18 protein-coding genes and 1 pseudogene are annotated in these 16,797 nt (G+C 68.9%); 9 read left to right on the top strand and 10 right to left on the bottom strand.

Features of this window, described 5'->3' with window-relative positions:
* Positions 1-44 precede the first annotated feature (44 nt).
* From LPH33_RS04770 to LPH33_RS04760, 3 genes are read right to left on the bottom strand one after another with little or no spacing between them, the layout of a single operon-like run.
* Positions 45-287 carry a DUF3618 domain-containing protein gene (locus tag LPH33_RS04770; protein WP_120281568.1) on the bottom strand — a complete coding sequence of 81 codons (243 nt, stop codon included), beginning with the start codon at positions 285-287 and terminating at the stop codon, positions 45-47.
* A complete protein-coding gene (locus LPH33_RS04765; protein ID WP_060652009.1) occupies positions 284-709 on the bottom strand; it encodes a phage holin family protein in 426 nt (141 codons plus the stop codon). Before LPH33_RS04765 ends, LPH33_RS04770 begins: the two co-directional genes overlap by 4 nt.
* Positions 706-1,836 carry a YihY/virulence factor BrkB family protein gene (locus LPH33_RS04760; RefSeq protein ID WP_106200555.1) on the bottom strand — a complete coding sequence of 377 codons (1,131 nt, stop codon included), beginning with the start codon at positions 1,834-1,836 and terminating at the stop codon, positions 706-708. Before LPH33_RS04760 ends, LPH33_RS04765 begins: the two co-directional genes overlap by 4 nt.
* 98 nt (positions 1,837-1,934) lie before the next feature.
* On the opposite strand from LPH33_RS04760, the gene LPH33_RS04755 reads away from it, so the two are divergent.
* The 4 genes from LPH33_RS04755 to LPH33_RS04740 are packed head-to-tail and all read left to right on the top strand — an operon-like array spanning position 1,935 to position 4,296.
* Positions 1,935-2,444 carry a flavin reductase family protein gene (locus LPH33_RS04755; RefSeq protein ID WP_106200556.1) on the top strand — a complete coding sequence of 170 codons (510 nt, stop codon included), beginning with the start codon at positions 1,935-1,937 and terminating at the stop codon, positions 2,442-2,444.
* Between the two features lie 37 nt (positions 2,445-2,481).
* Positions 2,482-3,258 carry a pyrimidine reductase family protein gene (locus LPH33_RS04750; RefSeq protein WP_186455327.1) on the top strand — a complete coding sequence of 259 codons (777 nt, stop codon included), beginning with the start codon at positions 2,482-2,484 and terminating at the stop codon, positions 3,256-3,258.
* Entirely contained in the window at positions 3,248-3,739 is a 492-nt protein-coding gene (locus tag LPH33_RS04745; RefSeq protein ID WP_106200558.1) for a CinA family protein, read from the top strand. The genes LPH33_RS04750 and LPH33_RS04745 overlap by 11 nt, the downstream gene beginning before the upstream one ends.
* 44 nt (positions 3,740-3,783) lie before the next feature.
* A complete protein-coding gene (locus tag LPH33_RS04740; RefSeq protein WP_186455328.1) occupies positions 3,784-4,296 on the top strand; it encodes a hypothetical protein in 513 nt (170 codons plus the stop codon).
* Here the strand turns inward: LPH33_RS04740 and LPH33_RS04735 are convergent.
* A complete protein-coding gene (locus LPH33_RS04735; protein ID WP_016694485.1) occupies positions 4,279-6,078 on the bottom strand; it encodes an acyl-CoA dehydrogenase in 1,800 nt (599 codons plus the stop codon). The two genes, LPH33_RS04740 and LPH33_RS04735, sit on opposite strands and share 18 nt — an antisense overlap.
* Positions 6,079-6,217: 139 nt before the next feature.
* Between LPH33_RS04735 and LPH33_RS04730 the strand changes: the two genes are divergently transcribed.
* On the top strand, positions 6,218-6,850 hold the full coding sequence (locus LPH33_RS04730) for a TetR/AcrR family transcriptional regulator (RefSeq protein WP_390889807.1): 633 nt from the start codon (positions 6,218-6,220) through the stop codon (positions 6,848-6,850).
* 86 nt (positions 6,851-6,936) lie between these two features.
* Here the strand turns inward: LPH33_RS04730 and LPH33_RS04725 are convergent, their stop codons facing one another.
* The 4 genes and pseudogenes from LPH33_RS04725 to bla form a co-directional block, all read right to left on the bottom strand.
* Positions 6,937-7,302 (bottom strand): FKBP-type peptidyl-prolyl cis-trans isomerase, encoded by a 366-nt coding sequence (locus LPH33_RS04725; RefSeq protein WP_039958015.1) that lies wholly within the window; start codon positions 7,300-7,302, stop codon positions 6,937-6,939.
* A gap of 6 nt (positions 7,303-7,308) precedes the next feature.
* Positions 7,309-7,659: pseudogene (locus tag LPH33_RS04720) on the bottom strand (FKBP-type peptidyl-prolyl cis-trans isomerase); the annotation flags it as partial.
* Positions 7,660-7,708: 49 nt separating this feature from the next.
* Positions 7,709-9,007, bottom strand: coding sequence for a citrate synthase (locus tag LPH33_RS04715; RefSeq protein ID WP_016694482.1), 1,299 nt, complete (start codon positions 9,005-9,007; stop codon positions 7,709-7,711).
* 271 nt (positions 9,008-9,278) lie between these two features.
* The gene (bla, locus tag LPH33_RS04710) at positions 9,279-10,256 is read right to left on the bottom strand and encodes a class A beta-lactamase (protein WP_229567284.1); all 978 of its coding nucleotides are present in this window, start codon (positions 10,254-10,256) and stop codon (positions 9,279-9,281) included.
* Positions 10,257-10,423: 167 nt separating this feature from the next.
* Between bla and LPH33_RS04705 the strand changes: the two genes are divergently transcribed.
* Both LPH33_RS04705 and LPH33_RS04700 read left to right on the top strand, forming a co-directional pair.
* A complete protein-coding gene (locus LPH33_RS04705; protein WP_106200561.1) occupies positions 10,424-11,299 on the top strand; it encodes a LysR family transcriptional regulator in 876 nt (291 codons plus the stop codon).
* Positions 11,296-12,243, top strand: a complete 948-nt coding sequence (locus LPH33_RS04700) for a serine hydrolase (RefSeq protein ID WP_016694478.1) — start codon at positions 11,296-11,298, stop codon at positions 12,241-12,243. The genes LPH33_RS04705 and LPH33_RS04700 overlap by 4 nt, the downstream gene beginning before the upstream one ends.
* Here LPH33_RS04700 and LPH33_RS04695 read toward each other — a convergent pair.
* Positions 12,226-13,494, bottom strand: coding sequence for an MFS transporter (locus LPH33_RS04695; protein WP_088897806.1), 1,269 nt, complete (start codon positions 13,492-13,494; stop codon positions 12,226-12,228). The genes LPH33_RS04700 and LPH33_RS04695 overlap by 18 nt on opposite strands.
* Positions 13,491-14,177 (bottom strand): pyridoxamine 5'-phosphate oxidase, encoded by a 687-nt coding sequence (gene pdxH, locus LPH33_RS04690; protein WP_202399395.1) that lies wholly within the window; start codon positions 14,175-14,177, stop codon positions 13,491-13,493. The genes LPH33_RS04695 and pdxH overlap by 4 nt, the downstream gene beginning before the upstream one ends.
* A 184-nt stretch (positions 14,178-14,361) precedes the next feature.
* On the opposite strand from pdxH, the gene LPH33_RS04685 reads away from it, so the two are divergent.
* Positions 14,362-15,489 (top strand): citrate synthase 2, encoded by a 1,128-nt coding sequence (locus LPH33_RS04685; protein ID WP_059381794.1) that lies wholly within the window; start codon positions 14,362-14,364, stop codon positions 15,487-15,489.
* Positions 15,490-15,593: 104 nt separating this feature from the next.
* On the top strand, positions 15,594-16,715 hold the full coding sequence (gene serC / locus LPH33_RS04680; RefSeq protein ID WP_060651998.1) for a phosphoserine transaminase: 1,122 nt from the start codon (positions 15,594-15,596) through the stop codon (positions 16,713-16,715).
* Positions 16,716-16,797: the final 82 nt, after the last annotated feature.

Here is a 16,797-nt window from a genome sequence, read left to right as displayed (position 1 = left end):
GGACGGAGACCTCGTCTCCGTCCGCCGAGTGCATTGCATTCAGGTCACTTCCGTCGTCGGCGCCTCACGAGCACCAACACGAGCACGGCCGCGACGACTCCTCCGGCCACCGCGATCAGATCGGGCCGGTTGCGGACCTCCTCGGCGCGTTCGGCCGCGGACTGCTTGACCCGGGTGGGCACGTCGAGCCTGTCGGTGAGTTCGCCGACGGTCGCGGCGAGTTCGGCCCGTTGACGTTCGATGTCGGCCACCTCGTCCGGACGACCACCGTTGTCGGATGCGGTCACTTCGTTGCTCCCTTCGCGGCGTCGATGTCGGCGCGGACACTGGCGACCGTGCGTTCCGGCACGGGCGGTGCGGCGTTCTTCGCCTTCGAGGCCCCGACCGCGGCGAGGATGCCACCGACGGCGAGCACCACGAGCGCGACGATCAGAGCCGCGAGCCACGGTTCGACGGCCGTGGCGAGGCCGAGCACCGCCGTCGCGATCAGCGTCGCCAGACCGAGGAACAACAGGATCGCTCCCGCACCCGAGATCCCCACGCCCACACCGATGCGGGTGCCCTTGGACTTGACCTCCTCGAGCGCGTGCGAGACCTCGGTCCGAACCAGGGTCGAGACCTGTTCGGTGAGTCGCTCGGTGAGCTCTACCGTGGACAGGTTCTTCGGTTGTTCGGCCACGGGGCGTGCATTACCGGTGGGTGTCGTCATCGCGGATTCCTTTCCGTCGTGGGCACGGTAGGGCCCACGGGGTCGGCCGCCTCTCCGGGGGAGCCGTCGGGGTTGTCGGTGCTGTGGGCTTCACGCAGCCTGCGCCCGTGCTCGACGAGTTCTTCCAGCTTGGCGGCGTTCTTCTCGCTCGCGCGCGAATCACGTTCGGGCAGTTGCAGTGTCTTCTCGGCAGGCATACCGGCCTGCAGCTGACGGCCACGCTCCATCTCGGCGTCGAACTCGGCGCCGAACAACAGGGCCAGATTGGTGATCCACAACCACAGCAGGAAGATCACCGCGCCGGCGAGTGAGCCGTAGGTCTTGTTGTAGCTACCGAAATTCGAGACGTAGAAGGCGAATGCCACCGAGGCCACGATCCACACGACGATCGCGATGAGCGACCCCAGGCTGACCCAACGGAACTTCGGCTGCGACACGTTGGGCGTCGCGTAGTACAGCACCGCGACGATCATGACCACCAGTGCAAGCATCACGGGCCACTTGACGATGTTCCACACCGTCACGGCGGTGTCGCCGAGGCCGATGACGTCGCCGATCGTGCGTGCGACCGGGCCGCTGATCACGAGCATCAGGGCGGTCGCCCCGGCGGCCACCAGGGCCACAGCGGTGATCAGCAGCATCAGCGGGCGCAGCTTCCAGACGGGCCGGCCCTCTTCGATCTCGTAGATCCGGTTCATGGCGCGGCCGAAGGCGCCGACATATCCCGAGGCCGACCACAGCGCGCCGAGAATACCGACGACCAGGGCGAATCCGGCTGTCGGTGCGGACACGAGCTGTTCGATCGGGCCCCGGAGGGTGTCGACGGCGGAGGACGGGCCGAGGTCCTCGACCATGCCGAGCACGGTGTCGACCGTCGTCTGTCCCTGGCCGAACACGCCGAGCAACGAGACCACGACGAGCAGCGCGGGGAACAGCGACAGGACGGCGTAGTACGTCAGCGCGGCGGCGAGATCGGTGCACTGATCCCGGCTGAACTCCCGAATCGTCCTGCGCAGCACGTACTTCCACGACGGCTTGGACAGATCGGTCGGTGAGTCGGGTTTGCGCGGGTCGTCGGGGGCGAGGGTGGCACCCGACGATCCGTCACCTCTGTGCTCGGCGTCCATACTGCGGCGGGTACCCCACCTCACTCGTAGACCAAACTCACAGGCGCACGTGTACCGAACTCCCGCCGGGGCGGGGGCACGGCCGTACGATTCGGCTCATGGCCGACACCCCACTCGAAGGTTCCGCCGACGGTTTCGCGGACATCGCCTCGCAGCTCGACTACCCGATGTTCATCGTCACCGCATTCGACGGTGAGGAACGCAGCGGTTGCCTGATCGGCTTCGCGACCCAGTCCGCGATCGATCCGGCCCGCTTCCTGGTGGCGCTGTCGAACAAGAACCGGACCTACCGGGTGGCGTCGAAGACGAAACACCTCGCCGTGCACGTCCTGACCCCGGACGACCGCGAACTGGCAGCACTGTTCGGTGAGCACACCGGCGACGACATCGACAAGTTCGACCGCTGCGCGTGGCGCGAGGGACCCCACGGCCTGCCAGTGCTGGACGGTCCGCGCGCGTGGTTCGTCGGCCGGATCCTCGAGACGTTCACGACCGGTGACCACGGCGGTTTCCTCCTCGAACCCGAACGCGGTGAGCTCCGCGGCGACCTGGACCGCCTCATGACCTTCAAGTCCGTGGGCGATCTCGACGCCGGGCACGGCGCGTGACGTGCATCCGGCGGGCGGGAGTGGTCTGATCGGCGACATGCGACGACTCGACGGCACCGATGCGGCGCAGCACGTGGACGACACGGCGCTGCGCGCTCTCTACGCCTACCCCGACGACCTGTCCCGGCCGTGGATGCGGATCAACTTCGTGTCCTCCCTCGACGGAGCCGTGGCGGTCGAGGGACGATCCGGCGCCCTCGGCTCGCCCGCCGACAAGAAGGTCTTCGGGCTGCTGCGCGAACTCGCCGACGTGATCCTCGTGGGCGCGGGCACCGTGCGGGCCGAGAACTACGGCGGCGCCCGGACCGGCGAGGCCCTGCGTGCGCGCCGCGAGGAGGCCGGACTCGCTCCGATACCGCCGATCGCAGTGGTGACGGCCTCGTGCGACCTGCCGACCGACCTGCGGCTGTTCACGGACACGACGATCCCGCCCGTGGTCTTGACGACCGCACGGGCCCCCGAGGCCGCCCGGCGCGCGGTCGAGGCCGCCGGAGGCGACGTCCGCGTCATCGCCGACGCGGTGATCGACGGGCCCTCTCTGCTCGCGGCGATCGGCGAGGCCGGATGGTTCCGGGTGCTGTGCGAGGGCGGACCGAATCTGTTCGGCCGCATGATCGAGGACGGCGTCGTCGACGAACTGTGCCTGACCTGGGCTCCGGTCCTGGCCGCCGGCAACGCCGCGCGTATCGCGCACTCGCCGACGGCCGCTCTGACACCCCTGCGACGTGCGCACCTCGTGTGCGACGACGACGGCACCCTGCTCACCCGCTGGGTGCGACCCGATGCTCTGGAAGGAGACACGCATGGCCGATGACGACGTGGTGGAGGGGACGGACACCTCCGACGAGTTGATCGAGCAGCTGGCTCAGCTCGCCTCCGACAAGGAGCTGACGCTCGGCTGCGCGGAGTCGCTCACCGCGGGCACGCTCGCAGCCCGCCTGGGTGCCGCGAAGGGCAGCTCCGACTGGTTCCGCGGTGGCATCGTCGCGTACTCGCGCGAGGTCAAGTACGGCCTGCTCGAGGTTCCTGAAGGTCCGGTCGTATCCGAGAGCGCGGCCCGCACGATGGCGGAGAGCACCTCTCGTCTCCTGGGCGCGGACATCGTCGTCGCCGTGAGCGGCGCCGGTGGACCGGACCCGCAGGACGGCCGCCCGCCGGGCACGGTCTGCTTCGCGACGACCGGTCCGGACGGCACCCACAGCGAGGAGCAGCGCTTCGACGGTGACCCCCAGGATGTGCTCGCGAAGACGGTGCGTCACGCCCTGTCGTTGCTCGTCGAGCGCGCGTCCGCCTGAAAATCGGATGCGATCCTCTGCCCGCGGGGCCTAACGTGACGAGCATGCGCGTCGTCTTCACGAAGGGTCCCGGCATCGGGTACGAGATCGCGGTGCACCGCGACACCGGTCCGGAGCTTGCTCCGCGCAACGGCCCGGGCGGTCACCCCTATCTCCCCCACGACCTCGTACATCTGCTGGTCGAGAAGGAGGCGGGGATCGAACTCGGCGTCTTCGGGCAGCTGGCCGCGGGCGACAACGGCCTGTTCTGGCCCGCCGACAACGCGGAACGCACCCGCGCGGGCCGACGCCGCAAGGCGAAGAAGCATGCAATGCCGCCGCGCGCGGAGGCCGACATGATCAGGTCGGAGGAATTGGCGCGCATCGCCGTTCCCGTCTGGGAGGTGCGACGCGGTCTGGCGCAGAGCCTTCCGGCATATGTGTCCGCACACGATGTCACCCCGGTGGTCGACCGGATCGTCGACACCTTCGACGACCACGCCGACCGGTGGCATGCGCTACCGGTCGGCGGGTCGTTGACGGTCACCTGGAATGTGTCGCTACAGAACCGACGGTGACACGTCGAGGGTCGTGCGGTCGAGGCTTGCGAGCAGATCGAACTGCGGTCCGGTCCTGGGCAATTCGAAACGGAAGAAATAGCGTGCGGCGGCGCGCTTCCCGTCGAAGAAGTCGCCCTCGCGGTCGCCCACGGCGAGGAGCTGTTCGAGCCACATCCACGCCACCACGACGTGCCCGACGGCTTCGAGGTAGACCGACGAGTTGGCGAGGGCCACAGCGGGATCGCCGGTGGACCACAGTGTCGCGGTGGTCTCCGCGACGCGAGCGACGGCCGCACCCAGCTGCTGGGCGTAGGCGGCGGCGTCGCCCCCGGCCTGAGTCGCCCGCGCGATCGTCTCGCCCACCGCTTCGCCGAGCAGCGCGAGAGCGGCACCGCCCTGCATGATCACCTTGCGGCCGAGCAGGTCGAGACCCTGGATACCGTGCGTGCCTTCGTGAATGGGATTGAGGCGGTTGTCGCGGTAGAACTGCTCGACGTCGAACTCGCGGGTGTAGCCGTAGCCGCCGAGCACCTGGATGGCGAGGCTGTTGGCCTCGAGGCACCACTGCGACGGCCAGGACTTCGCGATGGGGGTGAGCAGGTCCAGCAGCAGACCGGCGCGGGTCCGTTCGTCGTCGCTCTCGGCGGTGCGCTGCACGTCGACGAGCTTCGAGCAGTACAGTCCCAGCGCGAGCGCGCCTTCGACATAGGACTTCTGCGCCAACAGCATTCGGCGCACATCGGCGTGTTCGACGAGCGGCACCTGCGGCGAGGCCGGATCCTTCGCGCCGAGCGGCCGGCCCTGCGCGCGGGTACGGGCGTAGTCGAGCGACTGCAGGTACCCGGCGTAGCCGAGGGAGGTGGCGAGGAAGCCGACGCCGATCCGGGCCTCGTTCATCATGTGGAACATGTACGACAGGCCCTTGTGCGGCTCACCGAGCAGGTAGCCGACCGCCCCGGCCTCGCCGCCGGGGGTGTGGACGCCCTCGCCGAAGTTGAGCAGGGTGTTGGTGGTGCCGCGGTTGCCCATCTTGTGGTTGAGGCCGACGAGGGCGACGTCGTTGCGTTCGCCGAGCGTGCCGTCGGCCTCGACGAGGAACTTCGGGACGATGAACAGCGAGATGCCCTTCACCCCGTCCGGCCCGCCGGGGATCTTGGCGAGGACGAGGTGGACGATGTTCTCGGTGAGTTCGTGGTCGCCGCCGGAGATCCACATCTTGGTGCCGGTCAGCCGGTAGGTGCCGTCCGCGGCGGGCACGGCCCTCGTGGTGATGTCGGCGAGCGACGAACCGGCCTGCGGTTCGGACAGGCACATGGTGCCGAAGAAGCGGCCCTCGAGCATCGGCGGCACGAACGTCTCGATCTGCTCGTCGCTGCCGTGGGTGACCAGCAGGCTCGCGTTGGCGGCGGTGAGGAAGGGATAGGCCGAGGTGCCGGCGTTCGCGGCCTGGAACCATGCCATCGATGCGCGCTGCACGGTGACCGGCAGTTGCATGCCGCCGTGCTCCTCGTCGAACCCGCCGGCGAGGAGTCCCGCCTTGCAGAACAGGTCGAGCGCGTCCTTGACCTCGGGGATGATCTCGACGCGACCGTCCTCGCCGATGCGGGGTTCCTGGGCGTCGCCCTTCTTGTTGTGGGTCGCGAAGTGCTTCGTGGCGATGTCGGCGCTCAGGTCGAGCACGGCGTCGAAGGTCTCCCGGGAGTGCTCGGCGAACCGACTCCGCGCGGTGAGGGACTCGATGTCGAGCCAGTCGTACAGGAGGAAGTCCAGGTCGCGGCGGGACAGTACGGGAGAGGGCATCGAGGATCCTTTCGGGCGACTCGGATATCGGCCGCAGCAGGAACGAACTCAGCAGGAACGAACTAAGCGCTCACTCAGTAGACCAACGACGGTGCATGATGTCAACGACGCCTTCTCCGCGACCCGCAGGACGGACCCCGTGACCGACACACCCGAGCAGACCCCCGACGCCTCTCTCGCCGCAGCGCTCCCAGGCGGTGGATCCGAGGTCGCACGTCGGCTGGTCGCGTCCGCGGTGGAGTCCTTCGCACGCCGCGGCTACCACGCGACCACGACCCGCGACATCTCCGTCGGCGCAGGATTGAGTCCCGCGGCGCTCTACGTGCACTTCCCGTCCAAGGAGGCCGTGCTCTTCGAGGCCGGCCGCAACGGGCACCTCCACGTCCTCGAGGAGGTCGAGAGCGCCGCTTCGAGTTCCACCGACCCGATCGAGCGGATCCGCGCCATCGTCGATCGCTTCGTGCGGATCCACGCCGTGCACCACACCACCTGCCGGGTGGCGCAGTACGAACTGCATGCGCTCTCGGAGGAGCACTACCGCGAGATCGCGGAGATCCGCAGACGCACCGACGCCGTGGTCCGGGAGGTCATCTCCTCGGGCGTCGACAGCGGCGCGTTCCGGGTCGGCGACGTACCCACCGCAGCCCTGGCGATCCTGTCGCTGGGGATCGACGTCGCCCGCTGGTACCGGCCCGGCCGTGTGGGCGTCGACGATCTGGCCCGCAACTACGTCGACCTCGCGTTGTCGATGCTCGGGGCGTCCCGCAACTGAGCCGGCCGGGCACCGAACGACGACGAGGCCCGCAACCCCGGCGGTCTCACCGGTGTTGCGGGCCTCGAATGTCGTTGCGGGTCGGGTTATCCGACGCCGAGCAGATCGATCACGAAGACCAGCGTCTTGCCTCCGAGCGGATGCCCGGAACCGGCCGGTCCGTACGCGAGCTGCGGGGGCACCGTGAGCTTGCGACGTCCACCGACGCGCATGCCCGGAATGCCTTCCTGCCAGCCCGGGATCAGGCGTCCGAGCGGGAAGCGGACGGAGTCGCCACGAGCGAACGACGAGTCGAACACGTCGTTGGTGTCGTACTCGACCCCGTGGTAGTGCACGTCGACCACGCCGCCGGGCTGCGCTTCGTCGCCGTCACCGATGGTGATGTCCTCGATGACGAGATCGGCGGGCGCCGGGCCGGTTGCCGGCTCGACCGTCGGAACCTCCGGCGGCACCTGCACGGCGAGCAGGTCGATGATGAACACCAGCGTCTTGCCCGACAGGCGGTGGCCCGATCCGGCGGGACCGTAGGCGAGCTCCGGCGGGATGGTCAGCTGGCGACGGCCGCCGACCTTCATGCCCGGGATGCCCTCCTGCCAACCGGCGATCAGACCGGACAGCGGGAAGGTGATGGACTCACCACGGCTCCACGACGAGTCGAACTCTTCACCGGTATCGAACTCGACCCCGACGTAGTGGACTTCGACCTTCGATCCGGGCTCCGCTTCGGCACCTTCGCCGACCACCAGGTCCTTGATGACCAACTGGGTGGGGGCGGGGCCCTCCTGGAACTCGATTTCGGGCTTTGTCATGCGTGTCTCCTCGTCGGGATTCGGTCGATCTTTCCGGTCGCTACGAGGTTCAGCGCTCCTCGAGGGACGTGTACGGGCGCTCGGTGTAACCGGTGTAGATCTGACGCGGACGGCCGATCTTCAGGGTCGGGTCCGAGTGCATCTCACGCCAGTGCGCGATCCAGCCGGGCAGGCGACCCAGGGCGAACAGCACGGTGAACATGCGGTCCGGGAAGCCCATCGCACGGTAGATCAGGCCCGTGTAGAAGTCGACGTTCGGGTACAGCTTGCGCTCGATGAAGTAGTCGTCCGTGAGGGCGGCCTCTTCGAGCTTCATGGCGATCTCGAGCAGTTCGTCGCCCGCACCGAGCTTCTTGAGGATGCGGTCGGCGGTCTTCTTGACGATCGCGGCCCGCGGGTCGTAGTTGCGGTAGACGCGGTGCCCGAAGCCCATGAGCTTCACGCCGTCTTCCTTGTTCTTGACCTTGCGGACGAAGTCCTTGACGTCGCCGTCGGACTTCTGGATGCCGTCGAGCATCTCGAGCACGGCCTGGTTGGCGCCGCCGTGCAGCGGGCCCCACAGTGCGTTGATGCCGCCCGAGATGGACGTGAAGAGGTTGGCGTCGGAGGAACCGACGAGGCGCACCGTCGACGTCGAGCAGTTCTGCTCGTGATCGGCGTGCAGGATGAGCAGCATGTCGAGCGCCTGAGCGATTTCGGGATCGATCTCGTAGGGCTCGGCCGGGAAGCCGAAGGTCATGCGCAGGAAGTTCTCGACCAGCGACAGCGAGTTGTCGGGGTAGAGGAAGGGCTGGCCGACCGACTTCTTGTAGGCGTAGGCCGCGATGGTCGGCAGCTTGGCGAGCAGACGGATCGTCGACAGCTCGACCTGCTCGGAGTCGTCCGGATCGAGGGAGTCGGGGTAGTACGCCGACAGGGCGTTGACCGCGCTCGACACGACCGGCATCGGGTGCGCGTTGCGCGGGAAGCCGTCGAAGAACCGCTTGAGATCCTCGTGCAGGAGGGTGTGGCGGCGGATCTTGTCGGTGAAGACCTCGAGCTGCTCCGCGGTCGGCAGCTCACCGTAGATCAGCAGGTAGCTGACCTCGATGAACGTCGACTTCTCGGCGAGCTGCTCGATCGGGTATCCGCGGTACCGCAGAATGCCCTTCTCGCCGTCGATGTACGTGATCGCCGACTTCGTGGAGGCGGTGTTGACGAAACCCGGGTCGAGGGTGGTGTACCCGGTCGCCGCGAGGAGCTTGCCCAGCTCGATACCGTCATTGCCTTCCGTCGCCTTGGCGATCGACATCGTGTGTTCGCCACCGGGGTAGCTGAGGGTGGGGTTGGTGTCATTCTCAGCGGGCACGAAGGATCCCTCTCAAGCTCAGACCTACGAGAAACTTCCGGACATTCACGTAGAACCTAGCCGTAGCGCGGGGTATGCGCTGCGGCAGGGTCCGCCGAAAGTCCCCGATCGGTATGTCGTCCATGTGGGTTCCGAACGCTCGCCCGCACCCTCCGCGACTGCGCCGCAAGGCCGGCACACGCCGATAACCTGCGGCAATACTACCCGGGTCTCACCAAGGTCGTTACGCGGGGATCTGCGCGTATCCGGCGCCCCACGCCGGCCACTGTACTCACGGCACGGCGAAGAGCGCATCGACCAGCGCGGCGGTGGTCTCCGCGACGGGCCCGCCCTCGAGGGGAGCGTCGGGGTCACCGGTGGTCGAGTCCGACAGGATCACCAGCAACAGCGGCTGCCCGTCCGGCGACCACACCACCCCGGCGTCGTTCACCGTCCCGTGATTGCCCCCGCCCGTCTTGTCCGCCGACGTCCATCCCGACGGCAATCCCCCGCGGATCCTGGTGTCCGAAGTGGTGGTCGCCCGCATCCAGCCGAGCAGTGTCCGCTGTTGCGGAGCGGGCAGCCCCGAACCGAGCAGCACCTCGCCGAAGCCACGGGACAGTCCGGCAGCGGTGGTGGTGTCACGCTGGTCGCCCCGTGCCGCCTCGTTGAGTTCGGGTTCCCAGCGGTCGAGCCGGGTGGTCCCGTCCCCGACGGAACGGGCGAAGGCGGTGACAGCGTCGGGCCCACCGATCCGTTGCAGCATCAGGTTTCCGGCGGTGTTGTCACTGCGGGTGAGCGCGGCCTCGCACAGCCGGTCGAGCGGCAGCACGCGCCCCTGATGTTCCGAGGTCACCGGCGAATTGACGACGATGTCGTCCGGGTCGATCGGAAGGGTCTCGTCGAGCCGGAGGGTTCCCTCGGCCTCGAGGCGCAGGATCGCGGCGGCGGCGTAGACCTTGAACGGAGAACAGATCGCGAACCGCTCGTCGGCCCGGTGGGTGTGGACGCGCCCGGTCACCGGCGACTGCGCGACCACACCGAGCCTCACGGCATAGCGGTCCTCGATCTCCTTCAGGCGCTCGTCGACACCGGCGGCGAGCAGCCGGGTATCGGTGGCCGACTCGGCCGTCGTCGACGGGATCGTGTCGACCGGACCGTCCTGCGACCCACAGGCCGCCGCGGCGGTGACGGACGACAGGGCGAGAGCGGAGTGGAGAAAACCCCTGCGCGACAATCCGTTCCGGACAATGGATTCGGTGGGTGTCATGCCGACAGGACACCACCGACGGGAATCGGCCCGCCAATACCCACCTGCCGTCCGCACGAGTCGGAAAAACTATCGCCGCTGTTGGCGGCCGGGACGACGAGCGGGATCCGGCCGCGCGACACGGCGGGTCGACGAATCGTCCGCCGGTGCTGATTGAATCCCCTGCCATGGACCTGATCCGCCATCTCCGGTTCTTCGTCACCGTCGCGGAGGAAGGACACTTCGGGCGGGCCGCGGCGGCGCTCGACATGACGCAACCTCCTCTGTCACAAGGACTTCGGAAACTCGAGCAGCATCTCGGTTCCGAACTCGTGCATCGCACCAGGCAGGGAGCGGTCCTCACTCCTGCCGGAGCCGAACTGCTCCCCCGCGCTCGTCTCCTCGTCGACGACGCCGACCGTTTCCTCGCCGAGGCCGGACGCGTCGCTCGCGCCCGGGGTCTCCTGCACTGGGGCGCCACCCGCGCACTGCCCGACCGCCTGGTCACCCTGTGCGTCACCGCATTGAGCAGACGCGGTGAAGCGACCGTCTCGACACGATCCGCGAGCACCGTCGAACTCGTCGACGCCGTGCGCTCGGGCATGTGCGATCTCGCCGTCGTCGAACATCCGGCCCTGACCGAAGGACTCGACGCCGGCCCGGTGGTCAAACTCCGGCGATGGCTCGTCGTGCCGGCCGACCACCGCAGCGCCCGTTCCGACCGGCCCCGTCTGCCGATGCTCTCCGACCTGACGTTCGCCGCGGCGCCGCGGACGGGGAACCCGGCGGCCTTCGACGCGGTGCAGGATCTGTTGCGCGAACGCGGACTCGATGTCGACACCACCCCGGCGGTGGACGACCGTGCGGTACTCGCCGCCGTGGCCGCCGGTACCCACTTCGGGGTGTCGACCTCACCGCCCGGCTCGGTGCCCGGCGTGGCCTGGCTGGACTGGGCTCCGTCCGCGCTGGCGCTGCGGGTGCGCATCGTGCGACGCGCCGACGCCGACGTCGGTGCGCACGTCGACGCCCTCGACCGCGTCCTGTTCAAGGAACGGGTCCGATGACCGGCGGGGATCGGCGAGACACGGCGGTCGACCGGATCCGGGCGGTCTTCGCGGATGCGGGGTGCACGGGATGGCTGCACGCCCGCCGATGTTCGGATCCGCGTGCGGCGATGCTGTCGGTGCGCGGGGACGAACGCGTGGTGCTCGCGTCGGTGTACAAGCTTCCGCTGTTCCTCGCGTTCTGTGCAGAGGTGGACGCCGGCCGGCTCGACGCATCCGGGCAGCTGCGGATCGTGCCGTCGGACTGCACCCCCGGACCGACGGGGATCGCGAGCTTCCGGGATCCGGTGACGATGAGCCGACGCGACGTGGCCGCGTCGATGATGACGGTGTCCGACAACGCGGCAGCCGACGTGCTGCTCGGCGAGATCGGCACGACCGCCGTCGAGGAACTCCTCGCGCGCCTCGGACTCACACGGACCCGGATCATCGGTGGCACGGCGGACGTCTATCAACGCCTCGTCGAAGAGACGGACACCCGCACCACCGTCGAGGCGTTCCGGGCGCTCACCGACATCGACGCGGCCTGGACCGTCTCGGCGTACGACCCGGCCTATACGAGCGCGACCACCCCGCAGGAGATGACCCGACTGCTCGAAGCCGTGTGGTCGGGCTCGGTGCTCTCGCCCGAGAGCACCGACTTCGCGCAGCAGGTGATGCGCGCGCAGGTCTGGCCGCATCGCATCGCGTCGGGCTTCCCGCATCGCGGGGTCGCGATCGCGGGCAAGACCGGCACGATCGGCATCATCCGCAACGAGGTGGCGGTCGTCGAGTTCCCCGGCGAGTATCCGATCGCCGTCGCGGTGTTCACCCGCGCCGCCCGCGCGGATCCCGTACTGCCCGTCGTCGACGCGGCGATCGGTGAGGCCGCGCGCATCGCCGTCACGGAGTTGCGGGCTCCCCTGCCGGACGACCCCGCAGGCCCGTCACCCGAGTGTGCGTGAGACCCGGTAGCGCACGAAGGCCGGGAAGGCGACGACGCACACGAGCGTGCCGACGATCACGAGGACGCCTCCCCCGGCAGCCGCGACGGCCGTGCCCGCAGCCGCTGCAGCGGCACCGTGGAGCACGTCGCCGATACGCGGCCCGCCCGCGACGACGACGATGAACACGCCCTGCAACCGGCCGCGCATCTCGTCGGTGGCGACGGTCTGCAGCATCGTCGAGCGGAAGGCCGCGGACACCATGTCGACCGCCCCGCCGAACGCCAGGAAGAACAGGGCGACCCACAGCAGCAGACCGCTGCCCTCGGGTTCGGCCCACCACACCGCGGCGCCGAAACCGACCATCGCCACGCCCCACAGGACGATGCACACGATCACGGCGAGACCCTGGCGCTGCACCCGCGGCAGCCATCCGGAGAAGACACCGCCGACCACCGCGCCGACCGACATCGCCGCGAACAGCAGACCGAGGGCGAAGCCGCCCTGGGCCGGATCGCCGAACGACTCGTGGGCGATCTGCGGGAACAGGGCGCGCGGCATCCCGAACACCATGGCGACGATGTCGACGACGAACGACGCCAGCAGGATCTTCTGGCCCGACAGATATCGGAAACCGTCGAAGACCGCGCGCAGTCCGGCCTTGGTGACCTCACCGAGCGGCGGGATCGCCGGGAGCCGGACCACCGCCCACAGCGTGGCGAGCAGGAAGATCGCATCGAGCAGATAGAGAGTGGACAGTCCCACGACGGGAATGAGAGCGCCGGCGAACAACGGACCGGCGATCGCCCCGAACTGCACGACCGTCATGTTCAGCGAGGTGGCCGCCGCGATCTGCCCGACCGGCAACAGCCGCGGGATCACCGCCGCACGGGTGGGCTGGTTGACGGCGAAGAACGCCTGCTGCACCGAGAAGAGACAGAGCAGCACCCACACGTTGTTCAATCCGATCGCGGCCTGCGCCCACAACAACAGCGACGTGAGACCGAGACCGGTGGAGGTGACGATCAGCAGTTTCCGGCGGTCCATCGCATCGGCCAGGGCTCCACCCCACAGGCCGAACACCACGAGCGGCACGAGCCCGAACACGCCGGTCAGCCCCACATAGGCGGAGTTGCGGGTGATCTCGTAGATCTGCTGGGGTACGGCGACGACCGCCATCTGCGCACCGATGACGGTGACGATCCCGGCCCACCACAGCCGGGCGTAGTCCTTGTTGCGCAGCGGTGTGGTGTCGGCGAGCAGACGCCTCACGGTTGCAGACGCTCGGTGATCCAGCGACCGTCCACCAGCCGGGTCCGGATCCGGTTGTGCAACCGGTTGGGCCGGCCCTGCCAGAACTCGACCGACTCGGGCACGATGCGGAATCCGCCCCAGAACGGCGGTACCGGGATGTCGTCGTCGACCTCGTAGCGCTCGGCGGCCTCGACGAGGGCGTGCTCGAGATCGGCGCGCTCCGCCACCGGACGCGACTGCTGCGACGCCCACGCGCCCAGGCGGGATCCGCGCGGCCGAGTCCGCCAGTACGCCAGGGTCTCCTCGTCGGGCACGCGCACGACCGGCCCGCGGACGGTCACCTGCCGGTAGACCGGCAGCCACAGGAAGGTCGCCGACGCGTAGGGGTGCCCGGCCAGATGACGGCCCTTGTCGGACTCGAAGTTGGTGAAGAAGGTCAGGCCGTCGGCGTCGATCTTCTTGCACAGCACGGTGCGGGTCGCGGGGTGGCCGTGCTCGTCGACGGTCGCGAGCACCATCGCATTCGGCTCGGGCACCGTGGTGGCGACCGCGTTCGCAAACCACGTGCGCACCAGCGGAAGCCAGCCCTCGGCGACATCGCCGGGGGTGAGATCGCGGTCGGCCGGGGACTCGTCGGTCGGCCCGGCCGGGCTGTAGTCGACACGCATACGCGCGAGGTCGTCACCCTCGGGGCGCGGCAACGGGAAATCGGACGGCACGAACGACGACGGTACTCCCGGCATCCGGGCGTCGACGCTCGGACCACGGGAGCTACAGTTTTGACGACGACCCGAGTGGGGCGCCGATCACACCCGACGGTGACCTCATTCCACCGGCAGCGCGGCTCGGACCGGGCCGTGCTCGAACGAGGAGAGCCCAACCGTCATGGCAGCGAGCGCGTCAGTTCCCGAGGATTTCGTCGCAGGACTCGAAGGCGTGGTCGCCTTTACGAGCGACATCGCCGAGCCCGACAAGGACGGTGGCGCACTGCGCTATCGCGGGGTCGACATCGAAGAGCTCGTCGAGAAGGGCGTCACCTTCGGCGACGTGTGGGCACTGCTCGTCGACGGCGAGTTCGGTCGCGGCCTGCACCCGGCCGAGCCGTTCCCCCTCCCGATCCACACCGGCGACGTGCGCGTCGACGTCCAAGCCGGTCTCGCGATGCTCGCACCCATCTGGGGCTTCCGTCCGCTGCTCGACATCGACGACGCGACCGCCCGCGACAATCTCGCCCGCGCCGCGGTGATGGCCCTGTCCTATGTCGCCCAGTCCGCCCGCGGCATCTACCAGCCCGCCGTGCCGCAGCAGCGCATCGACGAGGCGAGCACTGTCACCGAGCGCTTCATGGTCCGCTGGAAGGGCGACCCGGATCCCAAGCACGTCGAGGCGATCGACGCCTACTGGGTGTCGGCGGCCGAGCACGGCATGAACGCCTCGACGTTCACCGCCCGGGTCATCGCCTCGACCGGCGCGGACGCGGCCGCCTCGCTCTCCGGCGCGGTCGGCGCGATGTCCGGCCCGCTGCACGGCGGTGCCCCGGCCCGCGTGCTGCCGATGATCGAGGAGACCGAACGCACCGGCGATCCGCGCGGGCTGGTCAAGGGCATCCTCGACCGCAAGGAGAAGCTCATGGGCTTCGGTCACCGCGTCTACCGCGCCGAGGACCCCCGCGCCCGGGTGCTGCGCAGCACCGCCCAGCGGCTCGACGCTCCCCGTTTCGAGGCGGCGGCCGCGCTCGAACAGGCCGCCCTGGCCGAGCTGCGCGAGCGTCGTCCCGACCGGGCGATCGAGACCAACGTCGAGTTCTGGGCCGCGGTGATCCTCGATTTCGCGGAAGTCCCCGCGGCGATGATGCCCGCGATGTTCACCTGCGGACGGACCGCAGGCTGGTGCGCCCACATCCTCGAACAGAAGCGCCTGGGCAAGCTCGTGCGTCCCGCAGCGATCTACACCGGCCCCGATCCGCGCCCTGCCTCCGAGGTCACGGGCTGGGATTCGATCACGCATCGCTGATGCCTCTTCCCCTGCCGGGCCGACCAGCGCCCGGCGGGGGCTCCGAGGGGGCGGTCTAGACTACCTGTGCACCATGTCCCTCGACTCTTAGGACACGCATTCCGATGGCAGACGCGTCACCGATCATTCCCGCCGACCTCAAGCCCGCAGACGGCCGCTTCGGCTGCGGCCCGTCCAAGGTTCGTCCCGAGCAGCTGCAGTCGCTGGTCGACGTCGGCGCTTCGGTGTTCGGCACCAGCCACCGGCAGAAGCCGGTCAAGGACGTCGTCGCCCGTGTCCGCTCGGGTCTGCGCGACCTGTTCTCCCTGCCCGAGGGCTACGAGGTCGTCCTCGGCAACGGTGGCACCACCGCCTTCTGGGACGCCGCGGCCTTCGGTCTGATCCGGGAGCGTTCGCAGCACTTCACCTACGGCGAGTTCTCGTCGAAGTTCGCGACGGTCGCGAAGAAGAACCCGTTCATCGGCGACCCGATCGTCGTGGGTTCGGAGCCGGGCTCGGCTCCGGAGATCGTCGCCGACGCGTCGGCCGACCTCATCGGCTGGGCGCACAACGAGACCTCGACGGGTGTCGCGGTTCCCGTCCAGCGTCCTGCCGGTTCCGACAACGCTCTGATCGCGATCGACGCGACCTCGGGCGCCGGCGGCCTGCCGGTGAACATCTCCGACGTCGACGTGTACTACTTCGCCCCGCAGAAGAGCTTCGCCGCCGACGGTGGCCTGTGGATCGCGCTGATGAGCCCGGCCGCGCTCGAGCGTGTCGCCGAGATCAAGGAGTCGGGTCGCTTCACCCCCGAGTTCCTGTCGCTGCCGATCGCCGTCGACAACAGCAGCAAGGACCAGACCTACAACACCCCGGCGCTGGCCACCCTGCTGATGTTCGCCAATCAGATCGAGTGGCTCAATGGCAACGGCGGTCTCGACTGGGCCGTCGCGCGCACGAAGGATTCGTCCTCGCGCCTGTACGAGTGGGCCGAGGCCTCCGAGTACGCGACGCCGTTCGTCGCCGATCCGTCGCTGCGTTCGCAGGTCGTCGGCACCGTCGACTTCGCCGACTCCGTCGATGCGGCGCAGGTCGCGAAGATCCTGCGGGCCAACGGCATCGTCGACACCGAGCCGTACCGCAAGCTCGGCCGCAACCAGCTGCGTATCGGCATGTTCCCGGCCATCGATCCCGAGGACGTCACGCAGCTGACCAAGAGCATCGACTGGGTCGTCTCCCAGCTCTGAGCACGCCGCACAGCGGGGCCGGGTCCGATGTCGGATCCGGCCCCGCTGTCGTCATAGTCTCGACCTCGCATCGAGACATTTC

It is taken from the genome of Rhodococcus sp. RDE2, from assembly GCF_020885655.1.
In the GTDB taxonomy this organism is placed as follows: domain Bacteria; phylum Actinomycetota; class Actinomycetes; order Mycobacteriales; family Mycobacteriaceae; genus Rhodococcus; species Rhodococcus pyridinivorans.
The sequence above is the reverse complement of the archived record's forward strand: the minus strand, read 5'-3'. Positions and strand labels throughout refer to the sequence as shown.

Excerpts from the sequence above, each read along its gene's own strand:
- LPH33_RS04765 (WP_060652009.1), bottom strand. The coding sequence starts at position 709 with ATGACGACACCCACCGGTAATGCACGCCCCGTGGCCGAACAACCGAAG.
- LPH33_RS04735 (WP_016694485.1), bottom strand. The coding sequence starts at position 6,078 with ATGCCCTCTCCCGTACTGTCCCGCCGCGACCTGGACTTCCTCCTGTAC.
- LPH33_RS04705 (WP_106200561.1), top strand. The coding sequence starts at position 10,424 with ATGGACCTGATCCGCCATCTCCGGTTCTTCGTCACCGTCGCGGAGGAA.
- LPH33_RS04745 (WP_106200558.1), top strand. The coding sequence starts at position 3,248 with ATGGCCGATGACGACGTGGTGGAGGGGACGGACACCTCCGACGAGTTG.
- LPH33_RS04740 (WP_186455328.1), top strand. The coding sequence starts at position 3,784 with ATGCGCGTCGTCTTCACGAAGGGTCCCGGCATCGGGTACGAGATCGCG.
- serC (WP_060651998.1), top strand. The coding sequence starts at position 15,594 with ATGGCAGACGCGTCACCGATCATTCCCGCCGACCTCAAGCCCGCAGAC.
- LPH33_RS04685 (WP_059381794.1), top strand. The coding sequence starts at position 14,362 with ATGGCAGCGAGCGCGTCAGTTCCCGAGGATTTCGTCGCAGGACTCGAA.
- bla (WP_229567284.1), bottom strand. The coding sequence starts at position 10,256 with ATGACACCCACCGAATCCATTGTCCGGAACGGATTGTCGCGCAGGGGT.
- LPH33_RS04760 (WP_106200555.1), bottom strand. The coding sequence starts at position 1,836 with ATGGACGCCGAGCACAGAGGTGACGGATCGTCGGGTGCCACCCTCGCC.
- LPH33_RS04755 (WP_106200556.1), top strand. The coding sequence starts at position 1,935 with ATGGCCGACACCCCACTCGAAGGTTCCGCCGACGGTTTCGCGGACATC.
- LPH33_RS04750 (WP_186455327.1), top strand. The coding sequence starts at position 2,482 with ATGCGACGACTCGACGGCACCGATGCGGCGCAGCACGTGGACGACACG.
- LPH33_RS04700 (WP_016694478.1), top strand. The coding sequence starts at position 11,296 with ATGACCGGCGGGGATCGGCGAGACACGGCGGTCGACCGGATCCGGGCG.